At 69.2% G+C, this 17,639-nt stretch carries 10 protein-coding genes and 1 pseudogene; 3 read left to right on the top strand and 8 right to left on the bottom strand.

Going from position 1 to position 17,639, the window contains the following annotated elements; translation table 11 throughout:
• Positions 1-4 precede the first annotated feature (4 nt).
• From P4826_RS18800 to argH, 3 genes are read right to left on the bottom strand one after another with little or no spacing between them, the layout of a single operon-like run.
• Positions 5-5,935, bottom strand: coding sequence for an alpha-2-macroglobulin family protein (locus P4826_RS18800; protein WP_317701862.1), 5,931 nt, complete (start codon positions 5,933-5,935; stop codon positions 5-7).
• Positions 5,936-5,954: 19 nt separating this feature from the next.
• A complete protein-coding gene (locus P4826_RS18795) occupies positions 5,955-6,920 on the bottom strand; it encodes a Bug family tripartite tricarboxylate transporter substrate binding protein (protein ID WP_317701861.1) in 966 nt (321 codons plus the stop codon).
• 14 nt (positions 6,921-6,934) lie between these two features.
• The gene (argH, locus tag P4826_RS18790) at positions 6,935-8,395 is read right to left on the bottom strand and encodes an argininosuccinate lyase (RefSeq protein WP_317701860.1); all 1,461 of its coding nucleotides are present in this window, start codon (positions 8,393-8,395) and stop codon (positions 6,935-6,937) included.
• A gap of 51 nt (positions 8,396-8,446) precedes the next feature.
• Between argH and P4826_RS18785 the strand changes: the two genes are divergently transcribed.
• Positions 8,447-9,508, top strand: a complete 1,062-nt coding sequence (locus tag P4826_RS18785) for a sensor histidine kinase (RefSeq protein ID WP_317701859.1) — start codon at positions 8,447-8,449, stop codon at positions 9,506-9,508.
• 17 nt (positions 9,509-9,525) lie between these two features.
• A pseudogene (locus P4826_RS18780) lies at positions 9,526-10,237 on the top strand (LytR/AlgR family response regulator transcription factor).
• A gap of 3 nt (positions 10,238-10,240) precedes the next feature.
• Here the strand turns inward: P4826_RS18780 and P4826_RS18775 are convergent.
• Together P4826_RS18775 and P4826_RS18770 are read right to left on the bottom strand one after the other, a co-directional pair.
• Positions 10,241-11,095 carry a ZIP family metal transporter gene (locus P4826_RS18775; protein ID WP_317701858.1) on the bottom strand — a complete coding sequence of 285 codons (855 nt, stop codon included), beginning with the start codon at positions 11,093-11,095 and terminating at the stop codon, positions 10,241-10,243.
• A 107-nt stretch (positions 11,096-11,202) separates the two neighbouring features.
• Complete coding sequence (locus tag P4826_RS18770; RefSeq protein ID WP_317701857.1) at positions 11,203-12,087, bottom strand: dienelactone hydrolase family protein; 885 nt, start codon at positions 12,085-12,087, stop codon at positions 11,203-11,205.
• Between the two features lie 136 nt (positions 12,088-12,223).
• On the opposite strand from P4826_RS18770, the gene P4826_RS18765 reads away from it, so the two are divergent.
• Positions 12,224-14,455, top strand: coding sequence for a xanthine dehydrogenase family protein molybdopterin-binding subunit (locus P4826_RS18765; protein WP_317701856.1), 2,232 nt, complete (start codon positions 12,224-12,226; stop codon positions 14,453-14,455).
• A 127-nt stretch (positions 14,456-14,582) separates the two neighbouring features.
• On the opposite strand, the gene P4826_RS18760 is transcribed toward P4826_RS18765, so the two are convergent.
• From P4826_RS18760 to P4826_RS18750, 3 genes are read right to left on the bottom strand one after another with little or no spacing between them, the layout of a single operon-like run.
• Positions 14,583-15,347: an enoyl-CoA hydratase/isomerase family protein gene (locus P4826_RS18760; protein WP_317701855.1), complete on the bottom strand. Its 765-nt coding sequence runs from the start codon at positions 15,345-15,347 to the stop codon at positions 14,583-14,585.
• Positions 15,348-15,370: 23 nt separating this feature from the next.
• Positions 15,371-16,564: a CaiB/BaiF CoA transferase family protein gene (locus P4826_RS18755; RefSeq protein WP_317701854.1), complete on the bottom strand. Its 1,194-nt coding sequence runs from the start codon at positions 16,562-16,564 to the stop codon at positions 15,371-15,373.
• Positions 16,565-16,591: 27 nt separating this feature from the next.
• Positions 16,592-17,566, bottom strand: a complete 975-nt coding sequence (locus P4826_RS18750; protein WP_317701853.1) for a Bug family tripartite tricarboxylate transporter substrate binding protein — start codon at positions 17,564-17,566, stop codon at positions 16,592-16,594.
• Between the last annotated feature and the right edge of the window lie 73 nt (positions 17,567-17,639).

Raw genomic sequence — 17,639 nt, 5'->3', positions numbered from 1 at the left:
CCTCTCACCGCCCCAGCACCTTGACCCGCCCATTCGGCGCCTCGCCAAACATCTCGGGCGCGTACAGCGCCTCGACGCGGCTCGCCGGCAGGGCAAAGTCGCCCACGTTGTTCAGGCGCAGGGTGTATTGCATGGTGACCGTGCCCTTGGGCAGGTATTCGTAGTAGGCGCGCAAGGACTCGAAGCTGCGCTCCTCGAACGCCGGCCAGCCGGGGCCCTGGCGCTTTTCGTCCTGGGTGGCGATCTCGGAGTCGCGCCCCAGGCCGCTGCCGAGGATGGTGGCGCCGGCGGGGATCGGGTCGGTGATGGCGACCCAGCTCATGTCGGCGCTTGCCGTGACCTCCAGCGTCACGCGCAGCACATCGCCGCGCGAATAGATTCCCGCAGGCCGAGTCTTGTCGGCCTGCTCCACGGGCGTGACGGTTCTCTTGATGGCAAAACCCGCGCTGAAGGGCGCCTTGCGCTCCACCGCCGCCACGGACTGCAGGGTGAGCCAGGGCTTGCCCGTGCCCTGGTGCGTGACGGTCAGGCTTTCTGCGCCCTTGCCCCAGGGCAGGAACATGGCGTTGTTCTTCAGCCCGCCGGGCGCGGCGGGTGCGCCAAACCAGGTGGTCTGATGGGCGGCGCCACCGCTGTCGGCCGCCGTGATGCGTGCCACCTTGCCCCAATCCACGCTGGCGGTATTGCCGCCCAGGCTGGCGCGGGTGCTGCCAGCCACGGGCGTGGCCTCCAGGCTGGCGCTGAATTTCTCCAGCGCCAGGCCGCCCCACAGGTTGGCCGTGGTGGTATGCCAGGCGCCGCCCTGCTGGCGCGCGATGAAGCCGCTGGCAAGACGGCCCAGATCATCCTTCCACGCTGGATCGTCCAGCACGGTGAGCAGCAGGCGCGCGCCGTTCACGTCGCCGCCCTGCATCAGCCACCACCAGGTGTCACCCTGTTCGGTGCTGAAGCTGAGCCTGCTGCCCTGGTAGGACAGGCGCGCGCGCAGGATCTGCATGGCGTCCCGCAGGCGCTCCGCGCGTTGGGGTACGCCGTCCATGCGCTTGAGGATGTTGATCCAGTCGATGAGCGCGTGCGTGGGCCACTGGTTGGGCGCGATGGTGATGCTGGTCAGCATGCGCGGCTGGGCCTTGGCGTAGCGCGACAGGGCCTCGATGGCGGCGAGCTTGCGCATGTCCAGGTCTTTGCGCGGGCTCCAGAAGTCGCGCTCTATGCGGCCCTCGACGAAGGCGATCAGGCCGCGTTCCATGGCTTCGCGCAGCTCGGGCGGCAGGGCGAATTCGGGGCGCAGGCCGGCGGCCTCGTGGCTGCTGGCCAGCAGGTAGGCGGTGAGCGTGTCGCTGCCGCGGTCGGCAGCGCCATCACGCGGCGGAAAGTAATACGCCAGGCCGTCGCCATCCAGATAGCTGGGCAGCTGCGCCAGCACGGTCTTCCACAAGCCGGCGTCGGCCAGGCCCATGGCCTTGCTGGCCTTTTGCTCCAGGCAGCTGAACGGGTAGTTGGCCCACCAGTCGCGCATGCCTGGCAGGCCATCGGCCAGCTTCGGTGTCAACGACAGCTTCAGGCCGCCGCGCCCGGCGATGGCGTCCGCGGGCGGGGTCACTTCCACCTGGTAGCCGCCATCCACCTGCACCAGCCGGGCCTGCTGCACGGCCAGCGGCACGGCGGCTATCAGCCGCTGGCTGGCCTTGAGGGCATCGCGCGCGCCGCCCAGCGTGTCGCGCGCCTCTATCTCCCACAGGATTGCCTGGGCGCGCATTTGCCCCAGTTGCTCGGGCGCGGTGACGTTCCAGGCCAGTTCGCGCGCTTCACCCGGGGGGATGGCCACGGTCTGCCTGTCCAGGCTAAGCAGCGTGGCGCGTGGCGCCACCTCCACCCGCATGGCGCGGGCTGTGGTGTTGCGCAGCGTGATCTGGGCGCGAAATGCGTCGCCGCCCCGCACCAGCGGCGGCAGGCCGCTGATGATCTGCAGATCCTGTGCGCTGCGGATGCTGGCGCTGCCGGTGCCGAACAGCCCCGTGCCGGCATCGGCCACAGCCACGATCTTGAACGTGGTCAGCGCGTCATTCAGCGGCACCGTTACCTTTGCCTGGCCCCGGGCATCGAGCTTGATGGCCGGTTGCCACAAGAGCAGCGTATCGAGCAGTTCGCGCGTGGGCGCGCGCCCACCGCCGCCGCCCGCGGGAACGGCCTTCTTGCCATAGTGGCGCCGGCCGATGATCTCCATCTGCGCCGTGGACGTGGCCACGCCCCAAGCGCGGCGCTGCAGCATGGCCTCCAGCAGGTTCCAGCTGGTGTTGGGCATGAGCTCCAGCAGCGCCTGGTCCACGGCGGCCAGCGCCACCTCTGCACCCGCAGCCGGCTTGCCATTGGGCAGCGTGCCTTGAATAGTCACCTGGGCCTTGCCGCGCACCGGGTAACTGTCCTTGTCGGCCTTGACCTTGACGTCGATACGGTGCGCCTCGTGGCCCACGCGCAGCTCGGCCACACCCAGGCGATAGGCGGGCCTGGACAGATCCACCATGGCCGTGGGCGCGGCGTACTCGCGGCCCTCGTACCAGAAGGCGCTCCACCAAGCGCGCGGCGCCTTGTAGCCCCAGGTGAACAGGCTGTACCAGGGCACCTCGTGCAGACGCCCGCGCAGCGCCAGCACGCTCACATAGACGTTGGGCGCCCAGCCCTCCTCTATCTTCAGCTGCAGCGTCGGGTCCTGGCCCGACAGCTGCACCACGCGGGTCTCGATCACGCCCTCGCGCTCCACGCTGACCAGGGCCGTGGCCTGGCGAAACGGCATGCGCAGCTGCAATCGCGCGGTCTCGCCCGGCTGGTAGCTTTTCTTCTCGGGCAGCAGGTCGATGCGGTCGTGGTCCTCGCCGCCGAACCACAGCTCGCCGCGGCGCGTGACCCAGACGGAGGACGCGGCCTGCGCCTCGTTGCCGTCCTTGTCGCGCGCGGTGACGACCAGTTCCACCTCGCCGGCCTCTTCCAGCCGGGCGTCGCACAGCAGCAGGCCGCGCGCGTCGCTCTTGCCGGTGCACAGCGTGCCCAGGTCCTTGGTCTCGACACGGTTGTCGTAGCTGTAGAAGCCCCCCACCATGCGCTTTCTGCTGCTGGTGGTGCTGCGCGCAATGGCCTGCACGGCCAGTGGCACGCCCGCTTGCGCCTTGCCATCGAGCGACAGGGCCAGCGCCTGCAGGCGCACTTTGGAGCCGCTGGACACCCAGCCCTCGGTCTTGACGCCGGCCACCACGGCGGCGGGCCACAGCGTGCTGGTGCTGCGCAGGGTCTGCAGCTCGCCATTGGGGTCGGCGTAGCTGGCCTCCAGCACCAGATCCTGGGCCTGCGCCTGGCGCGCAATGTCGTCAATGTCGAGACGGCCGGTGCCGTTTGCGTCCAGCATCAAAGGCCGCTTGTCGGCCACCACGCGCTGGTTCTGGCTGGCGGCGGGCTCTTCCTCATCGCTGTTGTTCACCGCATCACGCTTGCGCGGCGGGGCAAAGCTGAAGGCTTCGAAATCGGCAAACTGCAGCGGCTTGGGCGCCACCATGGCCGACACGCGCACCGGCAGGCGTGCCGCCGGCCCGCCGGAGACATAGCTCACCTGCACGTCCACCGGCACGCTGCGCGCGCGCACCAGGGGCTTGCCGGCCACGGGCGTCACGCGCCCCTCGAACACCGGCAGGCGGAATTCCTCCACGCGAAAGCTGCCCGACTGCTGGCCGCCGCCCTCTTCGCTGGCGCGCAGCTCCACCTGGTACTGGCCCAGCCGGGCGGCCGCTGGCACGGCAAATTCACTCTCGGCCGACAGCCCGCCGGTGGCCGTGTTGCGCCACTTGAGCGGCTGCTGGTACTGCTGGCCGCTGCCCACATGGGTGATGACCAGGGTGCCAGGCCGCTGCCTGGGCAGGGCAAAGCCGGCGCCGGTCTGCGTGCGCAGCACATGCTTCATCGACAGGGTTTCGCCCGCGCGCAGCAAGGTGCGGTCGAAGATGGTGTGCGCCACCTCGTCGGGGCGCGGCGCGCTGCTGGTGGGCAGGTTGAAGCGCCAGGGCTCTATGCCGCGCTGCCAGTCGCTCCAGGTAAAGGCCATGTCGTCCCCGGCGCGCGCCGAGACAAAGTAAGCGTTGCGCCATTCGCCCTCGCCACCGCAGGCCGGCGGCTCGCTCGCCAGGCCGGCGATCCGCGCCACGCCATCGGCGCCGGTGCTGGCGCTGGCCAGCTCACGCCCGTCGCAGCTCGATACGCGCACGCGCGCGCCGGCCACGGGCTGGCCCTTGTCCAGCGTGGTCACCCAGGCCACGGCGTTCTCGCGCCCGAGCTTGAAATGCACGCCCAGGTTGGTCACCAGTGCGCTGGTGCGCACCACCATGCTGCGCGGGCTGCCATGGCGCCCATCCAGCAGCGACTGGCCCAGCAGCGGCGAGGCGATCTCCACCACCGAAAACCCCGGCGGCAGCGGTATGCCCACCACCTCGAAGGGGCGCGGGTCGCCCTTGGTCGGCTGGGGAATGTCCAGCGTCCGCACGCCCGCCTGGCCGGCCAGCAGGGACAGCATGCGCGCCTGCACCTGGTCGCCATCCTGCTCGTCCAGCACCTTGGGCAGCGGGCCCTTCACGTCACGCTGCGCCTGCTTGCGATCCACGTAATGGTCGTCGTAGCGCTGCAGCTTGCGCAGCCAGGCAATGATGTCGGCGTCGCTATCCGCGCGCAGCGTGCTTACCTTGCCCCCCTGCCCCGCGCCGGGCTGCAGGGTCTTGGCGTCCAGTTGCGCCTCTATGTTGCGCAGCGTGACCGGCAGCAGCGCCGGGCCGTCCGGGCCCTCGGCGTAGCGCTCGACCACGCCAAAGGGCGCGGCGGCAAACTTGGCCAGCGGCGGCATGGGGCCGGTCGCCACCTTGAGCGGAAAACTGGCGACATTGCCCAGGCGGCGGCCCGATGCGTCCTGAAAGTCTCCGGGCAGCTCCAGCGTGAATCGGGTCTGCGCGGTCAGCGGCGCGGCAAAGGCCACGGCATCGACCAGCGCATCGCCCTCCTGCGCGCCGTCCATGGTGGGCATCAGGGTCTGGCCGCCGCCCTTCAGGCGTATGCCCTGGGCCTGCTTGCGCGTCACGGGCGCGTTGAATGCCAGGCGCAGCGGGCGTATCGGCAGACAGTCGGACTGGGCGTTCTCGCGCTCGCAGGCGAATTCGGCCGTGAAGGGCTGGCGCACCTGGTAGGCAAAGCGCTTTTCCACCGCATTGGCCACGCCGCTGGGCGTGGCCACGCCGCGCCCGTAGACCAGCTGCATCTTGCTGCCGGCCGTGAGCCGGCGCCCGCAGGTCAGCGTCGCGTAGCGGAGCGGCTCCTTGGCTGCCGCCTTGTCCAGATGCAGCGCGCGCAGCAGCTCGGTGCGCTGCGCGCCCTCGACCAGGCGCACCGGCACACGCTCGCCCACGCCATCGGCCAAGCACCACATATGCTCTTGCAGGCTAGCGACGCTGGCCGGGCCATTGAGCTGCAGCACAAAGAACTGCTCCTCGTCAATCGCCTCATGGGTGCCGGGCCGTATGCTTTGCACAAACGGGCCACCACTATTAAATTGATAGCTTTTAGCGCTTGACAGTAGGGCGCCAGAGGCCGATTTGAACCCTGGTTTTGCACTGACCGTGCAGCGCACGCCGGGCGGCAAGTCCTGCGCAAACTCATAGACCCACTCGCGCTCGCCGCTCCAGCGGCCCTGGCCCCGAGCAGCATCGGGGTCGCTGCAGGCCAGCGTGAACGGCGCCGGCGCCCGCGGGTCGCCCAGGCGCACGGCCGGCGCGTCGAACTTGGCGACCACCTGGCGCACCTGCGCGACCTCGCCCTGGGGCGAGAGGCTGGTCACGGTGAGGGCCTGGGCCGCAGCCGTGGCCAGAAGAAGCAGAGCCGCCATCGCCCCGCGCACGCCGCCATTCATGCCGGGATCCTTTGCCAACTCACTGCGGCCTGAAGCCGCTGTCCAAGATGATGCGCCGCCACACCGCCGTGTAGGCGCGTTCGCGCGTCGTCAGCTGCTCGGGCGTCATGGCGCCCACGGTGAGGCCCATGGCCGTGAGCTGATCGCGCACCTCGGGGATGGCGACCACCTGGGCCAGGGCGTCGGAAAAACGCTGGATGAAGGCCTGCGGCGTGCCCGCGGGCGCATAGAAGCCGTAGTACGGTGTGTCCTCAAAACCCTTGAGGCCCAGCTCGGCGAAGGTGGGCACGTCGGGCAGGGCCGCCTGGCGCCTGGCGCCCAGCACGGCCAGCACGCGCAGCTTGCCGGCGCGGTGGTTCTCGATGAAGTCCTGCACCGAGCCGATGCCGGCCGGTATCTGGTTGCCCAGCATGTCGGCAATCATGGGCGCGCTGCCGCGGTAGGGCACGGCCGTCAGGTCGATCTGGTAGCGCTGGCCCAGCAGCCGGACCAAAAACTCGGGCGTGGAGGCCGGCGCCGGTATGCCCACGGCGCTCTTGCCAGCCCTGTCCCGCTGCACCCACTGCACGAATTCGCCAAAGCTGGCCGCCGGCGTTGCGGCTGGCACGGCCAGGCAGTTGACGAAGGTGGCAAAGCCGCCCACGGCGACAAAGTCCCGCGCGGGCTCGAAGCCCGGGTTCTTCACCACCTGCGGCAGGATGGAGATGGTGTGATCGTGCGTGAGGAACACCGTGCCGCCGTCGGCCGGCGCAGCCTTGAGTACCTGGGCCGCGATCTGCCCGCCCGCGCCGGGGCGGTTGTCCACCACCACGGGCTGGCCCAGTACGTCCTTGAGCTTGTCGGCCAGCAGGCGGGCAATGGCGTCCGAGCCACCGCCGGGCGGAAAGCCCACCAGCACGCGCAGGGGCTTATGGGCGTCGGCCCAGGCGGGCAACGTAGCGCAGGCGGCGGCGCAGGCCAGCAGGTGGCGGCGGGTCAGGGTCATGGGGCGGCCCTGCCTCAGATCTTCAGACGCGCGCGGTGGCGCGCCAGCTGCGCGCGCACCTGTGCGGGTGCGGTGCCGCCAAGGGTATTGCGCGCGTTCAGCGAGCCCTCCAGGCTCAAAGCGTCGAACACGTCCTTTTCGATGGCCGGGTGAAAGCCCTGCAGCACGGCCAGCGGCAGCTCCGACAGATCCACGCCGTGCGACTGGGCGGCCTTGACGGCATGGGCCACGGTCTCGTGCGCATCGCGGAACGGCAGGCCCTTCTTGACCAGGTAATCGGCCAGGTCGGTGGCCGTGGCGTAGCCCTTTTGCGCGGCGGCTCGCATGGCATCGGCATTGACCGTGATGCCGCCCTCCTTGGCGCCGGTGGCGGGGTTCACCTGGCCGCCGATCATCTCGGCAAAGATGCGCAGCGTGTCTTTCAACGTATCGACGGTGTCGAACAGCGGCTCCTTGTCCTCCTGGTTGTCCTTGTTGTAGGCCAGGGGCTGGCCCTTCATCAGCGTGATCAGGCCCATCAGGTGACCGACCACGCGGCCGGTCTTGCCGCGCGCCAATTCCGGCACGTCGGGGTTCTTCTTCTGCGGCATGATCGACGAGCCCGTCGTGAAGCGGTCGGCGATACGGATGAAGCCGAAGTTCTGGCTCATCCAGATGATCAGTTCTTCGGACAGGCGCGAGATGTGCACCATGCACAGGCTGGCGGCGGCCGTGAATTCGATGGCGAAGTCCCGGTCGCTCACGCCGTCCAGGCTGTTCTGGCACACGCCGTCCATGCCCAGGGTCTTGGCGACGCGCTCGCGGTCCAGCGGGTAGGTGGTGCCGGCCAGGGCGGCACTGCCCAGGGGCAGCAGGTTGACGCGCTTGCGGGCATCGAGCATGCGCTCGGCATCGCGCTTGAACATCTCCACATAGGCCAGCAGGTGGTGCGCAAAGCTGACCGGCTGGGCCACCTGCAGGTGGGTGAAGCCGGGCAGGATGACCTCGACGTTCTTCTCGGCCACCTCGACCAGGGCCAGCTGCAGCTCGCTCAAGAGGCTGGCGATCAGGTCGATCTCGCCGCGCAGCCACAGGCGCACGTCGGTCGCCACCTGGTCGTTGCGGCTGCGGCCGGTGTGCAGGCGCTTGCCGGCGTCGCCCACCAGCTGGGTCAGGCGTGCCTCGATGTTCAGGTGCACGTCCTCCAGGTCCAGCTTCCACTCGAAGGCGCCGGATTCGATCTCCTGCGTGATTCTCTCCATGCCTTTTTGGATGTCAGCCAGGTCCTGCGCGCCGATGATGGCCTGGGCCGCCAGCATCTCGGCATGGGCCAGGCTGCCCGCAATGTCGGCCTGCCACAGGCGCTTGTCGAAGAACACGCTGGACGTGTAGCGCTTGACCAGATCGCTCATGGGCTCGGAAAACAGCGCCGACCAGGCCTGGGACTTGGTGGCGAGCTGGTCGTGGGAGGGCTGCGATGCGGGTGTGTGGGGCATGGGGGCAATAATCCGAGGGTTACGACAGCCGGAACGCCCGGGTGCCGCGAGATGCAAGAAACGCGAATTTTATCGACCCACCCCGCCCCCCTGCACGAGCCAGCGCCGCGCGTGGCCGCCATGGGCCGCGCCCTGGTGTTCGACGCCTGCCAGGTGGGGGTGGTGCTGCGCGCCGTGCTCTTCGTCGAGGTGGTGCTGGGCGTGTGCGCGCTGTTCGGCACCACCGGCCCCGGCGACTGGCTGGCGCGCCTGGCCCTGCTCACCGGCGCGGCCCTGCCGGCCACGCTGCTCTGGCTGGTCACGGCCTGCAGCCTCAAGAATGCCCTGCAGCGCCTGCCGCCGCCGCTGCAATACGCGGCCGGCGTGCTGCTGGGCATGCTGGCGGGGCTGTATGCCTGCGCCATGCTGCTGCTGGCCGGCGCGGCGGGCGAGGCTCCGCCCTGGCTGGCCTGCGCGGCCAGCGGCGCCCTGCTGTCGGCCCTGCTGGTCACGGCGCTGCAGCTGCGCGCCCGCGCGCGCACGCCGGCGGCCACGGCGGCGCGCCTGACCGAGCTGCAGTCGCGCATACGCCCGCATTTCTTGTTCAATACCTTGAACAGCGCCATTGCCCTGGTACGCGACGAGCCCGCCAAGGCCGAGGCCCTGCTGGAAGACCTGAGCGACCTGTTTCGCCACGCCCTTGTCGAGCAGGGCGAATCGGCCACGCTGGAAGAAGAAATCACCCTGGCGCGGCGCTACCTGGACATAGAGCAGGTGCGTTTTGGCGAGCGCATGCGCGTGCAGTGGCAGATAGACCCACGCGCCCACGCCGCGCGCCTGCCGCCGCTGCTCTTGCAGCCGCTGGTGGAAAACGCCGTCAAGCATGGCGTGGAACCCAGCGCCCATGGCGGAAAACTGCGCATCACCGCCGAGCAGCGTGGCAGCCGCGTGGTGCTGACCATCACCAACACCCGGCCAAGTGAAGGTGCAGGGAGCGACGAGCGCCCGCGCGGCCACGGCATCGCCCAGGCCAATGTGCGCGAGCGCCTGCGCCTGCTGCACGATGTGGACTGCGACTTCAGCGCCGGCATGCACAACGGCCTGTACCAGGTGCGCATTTCTCTCCCTTGTTGACCGGATTGAAAGGCCCCATGCACATCCTCATCGTGGACGACGAACTTCTGGCCCGCAGCCGCCTGCGCACCCTGCTGGGCGATTGCGACGCGCGCCACCAGGTCAGCGAAGCGGCGCACGCCGCCGACGCGCTGGCGCAGCTCAACATCAGCGGCGGGCGCGCCGTCGATCTGGTGCTGCTGGACATCCACATGCCGGGCCAGGACGGGCTTGCGCTGGCGCAGCAAATCAGGCGCCTGCCGCACCCGCCGACCATCGTCTTCGTCACCGCCCATGCGGACCATGCGCTGTCGGCCTTCGAGCTCGACGCCGTGGACTACCTGACCAAGCCCGTGCGCCTGCAGCGCCAGCGGTCAGGCAACATCCACGCCACTGGCCGCACCGGACAATGGCGAGACGCTATTGATACAGGAGCGCGGCCGCACCGAGCGCGTGCCGCTGGCCGAGGTACTGTTCCTGCGCGCCGAGCAGAAGTACGTCACCGTGCGCACCGCCACACGCAGCTTCATCGTGGACGACGCGCTGTCGGAGCTGGAGGCGCGCCATGCGGCGCATTTCTTGCGCGTGCACCGCAGCACCCTGGTGGCGCGCCGCGCCATGCGCGCACTGGAGCGGCATTACGACGCGGCCGAGGGCGAGGGCTGGGCCGTGCGCCTGCAGGGCCTGACCGAGCTGCTGCCCGTCTCACGCCGCCAGGTGGCGGCAGTGCGCGAGGCGCTGGCGGGCTAACGCTCAATGCCCATGGTGCGCCAGCGCACCAATCACGGTCACGGCGATGATGCCGGCCGCCAGCCAGGCGATCTGCGCCAACGTCTGCGCGGCGCTCAATCGTTTTTGCAGCTGCGGAATCAAGTCCGCCAGGGCCACATAAATAAAGCTGCTGGCAGCTATTGTGAGGAAGTACGGCAGCGCCCCGTCCCACAGGCCCACCAGGTAGTAGCCCACCATGCCGCCCAGCGCCGTCACCGCGCCGGCCAGCGAGACCTTGAGCAGGGCCGCATTGCGGTGGTGGCTGCTGTGGCGCAGCACCACCAGGTCGCCGATATGGTGCGGCACCTCGTGCGCCAGCACCGACAGCGCCGCCACCACCCCCAGGCGCATGTCGGCCACGAAGGCCGAGGCGATCAGGATGCCGTCGCCAAAGCAGTGCACGCTGTCGCCGGTCAGCAGCGACCAGCCGCCATGGCCGTGGTGATGGTGGTGATCGTGGTCGTGGTGATCGTGGTGATCGTGCTGATGGCCATGCTCGGCATGCGCATGGCTAGTGCCATGGCCGTGGAGCTGCCGCTCGGCCGGGCTGTGCTCGTGGCCGTGGTGCCATAGCTCGGCCTTGTCCAGCAGAAAGAAGAACACCAGCCCCAGCAGCAGGGTGGTGAACAGGTTCTGCGCATCGACCGGCCCCTCGAAGGCCTCAGGCAGTATGAGCGTGAAGGCCGTGGCCAGCAGCGCGCCCGCGGCCAGGCTCAGCAGATGCTGCGGCCCCACGCGCGAGCGCCCGCCCAGCCCCAGGCGCAGCAGCGCCGCCGCCAGCCACACGCTACCAATGCCCGCGGCCAGGGTGGCCAGAATGATTGCTCCTAATGTCATAGCTGTTTGCGCCCTACCCTATTGGGTTAGAGGCTTTTTTCATAAAACCATCAAAAAAAGCCCCGAGGGGCTTTTGCTGTCCTTTGCCGTTGCTGCGGCGTACCGCGTCACACCACGCCATTGTGCTTGAACCAGCCCAGCATTCGGCGCCAGCCGTCCTGCGCGGCATCCTGCCGGTAGCTGGGCCGGTAGTCGGCATGGAAGGCGTGGGGCGCATCGGGGTAGATCACGAACTCGCTGGCCTTGGCTGCGGCCGATCCCTCCTTCAACGCCGCTTTCATCCTATCAACCGTGTCAAGGGGTATGCCGCCATCTTTCTCGCCATACAGGCCCAGCACCGGCGCCTTCAGGATGGCGGCAATGTCCACCGGGTGCTTAGGATTCAGCGCACTGGCCTGCCCCACCAGCCGGCCATACCAGGCCACGCCCGCCTTCACCGGGCCATGGGCCGCGTACAGCCAGGTGATGCGTCCGCCCCAGCAAAAGCCGGTGATCGCAACCTTGTTCAGATCGCCGCCATGGGCGCCCGCCCATTGCACGGCGCCGTCCAGGTCGGCCATCACCTGGGCGTCGGGCACCTTGGCAATCAGCTCGCTCATCAGCTTGGCGACCTCGCCATAGGCCATGGGGTCGCCCTGGCGCGCAAACAGATCCGGGGCAATCGCCAGATAGCCCGCCTGCGCCAGGCGCCGGCAGACATCGGCGATGTGCTCGTGCACGCCAAAAATCTCCGACACCACCAGCACCACCGGCAAGCCGGTGCGCCCCTGGGGCGCGGCGCGGTAGGCGTAGACCTGGGCGCCGTTGACGGCAAAGCTCACCTCGCCCGCCACCAGCCCGTCGACGGGCGTGGCAATCGCCTGCTGCGCCAGCACCGGCGCGGCGGCCGCGGCATAGCCCGCGCCCAGAACCAGGCCCAAGGCGTGGCGGCGGCTGGCCACACCGCGTCCGGGCAGCAGGGCGTGCAGGTCGTGGTGCAAGTCTTGATCCATGGCGGTTTCCTCCAAAAGACTGGGCAAGGCCGCGATTGTAGGAAGGCCGGTGCCGCCGCGCACGGCACGGCACGCCGCGGGCAGATTGGCTACAGTGGCCGCATGCGCCATGGGCACAGCCACAGGAGACCCCGCCTTGACCAGCACCGCCACCCCCTCCCCTCCCCAGGCCAGCCGCTTTGGCAGCGGCCAGGCCGTGCCGCGCCTGGAAGACGCACAGCTGCTGCGCGGCGAGGGCCGCTACGTGGACGACTTTGCGCCGGACGGGCTGGCGCACCTGGTGTTCGTGCGCTCGCCCCACGCCCACGCCCGCCTGCGCGGCGTGGATGCGGACGCGGCGCGCGCCCTGCCCGGAGTGCTGGCCGTCTACACCGGCGCCGACCTGGTGGCCGCGGGCATCAAGCCCCTGCCCGGCCCCGGCTTCAAGCGCGCGGATGGCGGCCCCGGCGCCAGCCCCGCGCGCCGGCCGCTGGCGCATGAGCGCGTGGCCGACGCCCTGGCCCCGGGCGCACCGCAGCTCACGCCCCAGGCGCCCGACAACATCGCCGCCGCGATGCGCCATGGCGACGCCGGCGCCTGCGCCCAGGCCTTCGCGCGCGCCGCGCAGGTGGTGCGCCTGGCCGTCAGCAACCAGCGCGTGGCCGCGGTGACGCTGGAGCCGCGCTCGCTACTGGCCTGGGTGGATGCCGCCGATGGGCGCCTGCTGCTGCGCATGAGCACGCAAATGCCCAGCGGCGTGCGCAAGCTGGTCTGCGACTGCCTGGGGCTACCAAGCCAGCAGGTGCGCGTGCTGGTGGGCGACGTGGGCGGCGGTTTTGGCATGAAGACCTCGGCCTACCCCGAGGATGTGGCCACCGCCTGGGCCGCCTGGCAGCTGCGGCGCCCGGTGAAATGGGTGGCGCAGCGCGGCGAAGATTTTTTGTCGTCGGCCCACGGGCGCGACGTGGTCAGCCAGGCCGAGATGGCGCTGGATGCGCAAGGCCGCATCCTGGCGCTGCGCCTGCACTCGCAGGCCAACGTGGGCGCCTACGCCACACCCACGGGCGTGGCCATCCAGCTGATGATCGGCCCCTGGGTGCAGACCAGCGTCTACGACATCCCGGTGATCGACTTTCACTTCCAGGCCGTGCTGACGAACACTGCGTCCACCGGCGCCTACCGCGGCGCGGGCCGGCCCGAGGCCATCTACCTGATGGAGCGGCTCATCGACGAGGCTGCGCGCCAGACCGGCATAGACCGCCTCAGCTTGCGCCGGCGCAACTTCATCCGTCCCGAGCAAATGCCCTACACCAACGCCATGGGCCAGCAGTACGACAGCGGGCGCTTCGAGCGGGTGATGGACCAGGCCCTGCCGCTGGCCGACTGGCAGGGTTTTGCCGCGCGCGCCGCCGCCTCGCAGGCACGCGGCCTGTGGCGCGGGCTCGGCATCGCCACCTTTCTGGAATGGACCGGCGGCAACGCCTTCGAGGAGCGCGTCACCGTCACCATCCAGGCCGACGGCGTGGTCGAGGTGTTCTCGGCCGTCAACGCCATGGGCCAGGGCATTGCCACGTCGCTGGCGCAGCTGGTGGTGGACGCCTTCGGCATCCCGATAGAGCAGGTGCGCGTGGTGCTGGGCGACACCGATCGCGGCGACGGCTTCGGCAGCGCCGGCTCGCGCTCGCTGTTCACCGGTGGCTCGGCCATGCGCACAGGCGCCGAGCGCGCCATAGAGCATGGGCGCGAACTGGCCGCGCAGGCGCTGGAGGCCTCGGTGCACGACGTGCAGTACCAGGCGGGGCGCTACCAGGTGGCCGGCACCGACCTGGGGCTGAACCTGGCGGAACTGGCCGCGCGCCAGCCAGAGCGGCAGATCTTCGTGGACAGCACCAGCGCCGTCGCAGGCCCGTCCTGGCCCAACGGCTGCCATATTTGCGAGGTTGAACTCGACCCGCAGACCGGCGCCGTGCAGGTCGTGCGCTACGCCAGCGTGAACGACGTGGGCCGGGTGGTGAATCCGCTGATCGTGCGCGGCCAGCTTGAAGGCGGCGCCGTGCAGGGCCTGGGCCAGGCGCTGAGCGAAGCAGTCGCCTACGACGCGGCCAGCGGCCAGCTGCTCTCCGGCAGCCTGATGGACTACGCGCTGTTGCGGGCGCTGGACACGCCCCCGTTCCAGATGACCATGGACGAGTCCACCCCCTGCCTGAACAACCCGCTGGGCGTGAAGGGCGTGGGCGAGCTGGGCACGATTGGCGCCACGCCCTGCGTGGTCAACGCCGTGGCCGACGCCCTGGCACGCGCCGGCCGCGCGGATCTGGCGCCACGCCTGACCATGCCGCTGACGCCGGGGCGGCTGTGGCAGTTGCTGCAACCGCAGCCGCGGGGCTGACGCCAATACTGTTCAGGTTGCGACCGATGCCATCTGTTCGTAGGAGCGGCTTCAGCCGCGAACGGCGCCATTCGCGGCTGAAGCCGCTCCTACAGCCTCGATAAATGAACAGTATTGGGGCTGACGCTCACCAGCGCGGCTTGCGCTTCTCGACGAAGGCAGCAATGCCCTCGCGCGCCGAGTCGGTCATGGCCACGTTGCAAAAGCTGTCGGCCGCGGCCGCCACCGCCTGGCGGTAGCCGTTGTCATTGGCCAGCATGAAGGCATTGCGCCCAAAGCGCACCACCTCGGGCGACTTGCCGCACAGCGTCTGCGCCAGCGCGCGCGCGCCCTCCAGTGCCTGGCCTGGCTCGGTCAGGCGCGAGACCAGGCCCAGCGACTGCGCCTCCTGCGCGTCGAAGGCACGGCCCGTGAACAGCAGCTCGAACGCGCGGTGCTTGCCGACGATGCGCGGCAAATGCGTGAAGTGGATCGAGGGCAGCACGCCGGCGTCGATCTCGGGGTAGCCGAACGTCGCGTCCGACGAGGCAACGATCATGTCGCAGGAGATGGCAATCGTCATGCCGCCCCCGCGCGCCGTGCCGCCCACGGCCGCGATCGTGGGCTTGCCCATCTGGAACTGCACCTCGGTCATGCGCACGTAGAGCCGGTCGAGCAGCGCACGCACCTTCTGGTGTGCGCCCTCGTGCACGGCCGTCAGATCCAGTCCGGCACAAAAGCGGCCCGGCACCTGGCTGCCGATGATCACGGCGCGCACCTCGGGATCGCGCGCGGCACGTTCCAGCGCATCCAGGAAATCCCTCAGCATGGCCTCGGTCAGGGCGTTGACCGGCGGGTTGTTGAACAGGATTTCCGCCACCCGGTTGTGGACTTCGTAGCTGAACAAAGACATTTCTTTTCCTTTACTTCTTCCAATCAATGGGACGCAGCCGCGACCACGCCCTGTTGCTCCAGGTCGGCAATCTGCTGCGCGCCGTAGCCCAGCTGCCGCAGGATTTCCTGCGTGTGCTCGCCCAGCAACGGCGCGGGGCGCGAGGCCGCCCGGGGCTGGTGCGCGAACTGCACCGGGTGGCCGATGTTTTGCACCGGCCCGAGCACCGGATGCTCGGTCTGCGCGATGATGGCGCGCGCCTGCACCTGCGGGTGCGCCAGGGCCTGGCCCAGCGTATGGATGGGCGAGCAGGGAACATTGGCCTGCTCCAGGGCGGTCAGCCAATGCGCCGCCGTCCTGCTCTTCATCACGGGCTGGAGCAGCGCCACCACCTTCGCGTGGTTGGCCACGCGCAGGGCGTTGGTGGCGAAGTCCGGGTGCGCCACCCAGTCCTGCAGCCCCGCCACGGCGCAAAAGCGCTGCCACTGCGCGTCGTTGCCCGCCCCCAGCATGATGGCGCCGTCCTGGGCCTCGAACGCCTGGTAGGGCACCATCGACGGATGGGCCGTGCCCATGGGCCGGGGGTTGACGCCACTTTGCCAATAGCTTTGCGCCATATAGGTCATGAAGCCCAGGGCGGTGTCGAGCAGCGACACCTCCAGGTACAGGCCCTTGCCGGTGCGCCCGCGCTCGATCACCGCCGCCAGCACCCCGCTGAGCGTGTTCATCGCCGTGCCGATATCGACCGGCGAAAAGCTGGCGCGCGCATAGTCTCCCTCGGGCTGGCCCATGGTGCTGAGCATGCCGCTGAAGGCCTGCAGCATCACGTCGTAGCCGGGGGCGTTGCCCAGGGGGCCGTTGCGCCCGAAACCCGAGATTTCGCAGTAAATCAGCCTGTCATTCAGTGCGCACAAAGTCTCGTAGTCCACCCCCAGCTTTTTCGCCGTGCCGCCGCCAAAGCCCTGCAGCACGATGTCGGCATCCTTGACCAGGCGGTGGACGATGTCCCTGCCCTGCTGCGTCTTCAGGTCGACCGCGATGCTGCGCTTGTTGTGGTTGACGGCGACAAAAATCGCCGATTCCCCCTGGACCTGCGGCAGCCAGCGGCGCGTGTCGTCGCCCCCCACCGTCTCCACCTTGATCACATCGGCGCCGTACTCGCCCAGGTACTGGCCGCACAGCGGTCCGGCCAGCACTTTGGTCAGATCGACGACCTTCAGGCCTTTCAATGGCTGCATGGCTCGCTCCTTCACTGCACGCACGGCTTATTCGGGCTTGATGCCTATGGACAGCGCGGTGTCACGCCACTTTTTCGTCTCGCTGACGAAGAAGGCATCGAGCCGCTCGGGCGCCACGTACAGGTTTTCGACACCGCGCGCCGCCACGTTGTGCTTGTACTCGGGATCCTGCACCGCCTTGGAGACGGCCTGGCGCAGCGCGGCCACCATCTCGGGCGGTGTCTTGGCCGGCACCTGCAGCGTCAGCCAGAAGTTCACGTCGGCCGCGCCATAGCCCAGTTCCTTGAGCGTGGGCACGTCGGGCAGCAGCGGCGAACGCTGGGGCGAGGTGATGGCCAGCGCCACCAACTTCTCGGCCTTCACGTTGGCTATCGCCGTCGTCATGCTGTCAAACATGTAGTCGATCCGCCCGGCCAGCATGTCCTTGGCCGCGTCCCCGCTGCCCTTGTAGGCAATGGGCTCGGCGGCAACCTGGGTGGCTTTCTGAAACAGAGTGCCGTAAAAATGCGGCGAGCTGCCCGGCCCAAAGGTCGCAAAATTCAGCTGTGCATTCTTTGCCTTGCCCTTGGCGACCAGCTCGGCAAGGGTCTTGATGCCCGACGATGGGTGAACCACCAGCACATTCGGCAGGGCGCCGGTGATGCCCACGGGTACCAGGTCGCGCGCGGGGTTGAAGTCCTGGTCCGGGTACATCAGCGGGTTGATGGCCTGCATGGCGATGGTCGTGTGCACCAGGGTCAGGCCGTCCGGCTTGGTGGTCATGACCTGCTTGGTGCCGATATTGCCGCTGGCGCCCGGGCGGTTCTCGATGATGACCTGCGTCCCCAACTCGCGCCCCAGCGGCTGGGCCAGCAGGCGGGCCATGAAGTCCGTCGGCCCGCCCGCGGCAAAGGGCACGACCAGCGTCGTTATTTTTCCTGCGCCCGATTGCGCCATCGCCTGCAAAGGCAGGGCTGCGGCCAGAGCCGCCGCCAACAACACCCTGCGCGTCACCTGATGCATAGCCATCTCCTTGAAAAGCATCTCACGAATCACGAAGGCGGCAGTCTGCGTGGCCGGCAGCTATTTGACAAAG

The organism is Diaphorobacter limosus (assembly GCF_033100095.1).
GTDB classification, from domain to species: domain Bacteria; phylum Pseudomonadota; class Gammaproteobacteria; order Burkholderiales; family Burkholderiaceae_C; genus Alicycliphilus; species Alicycliphilus limosus.
This window is presented reverse-complemented; position numbering and strand designations above follow the sequence as displayed.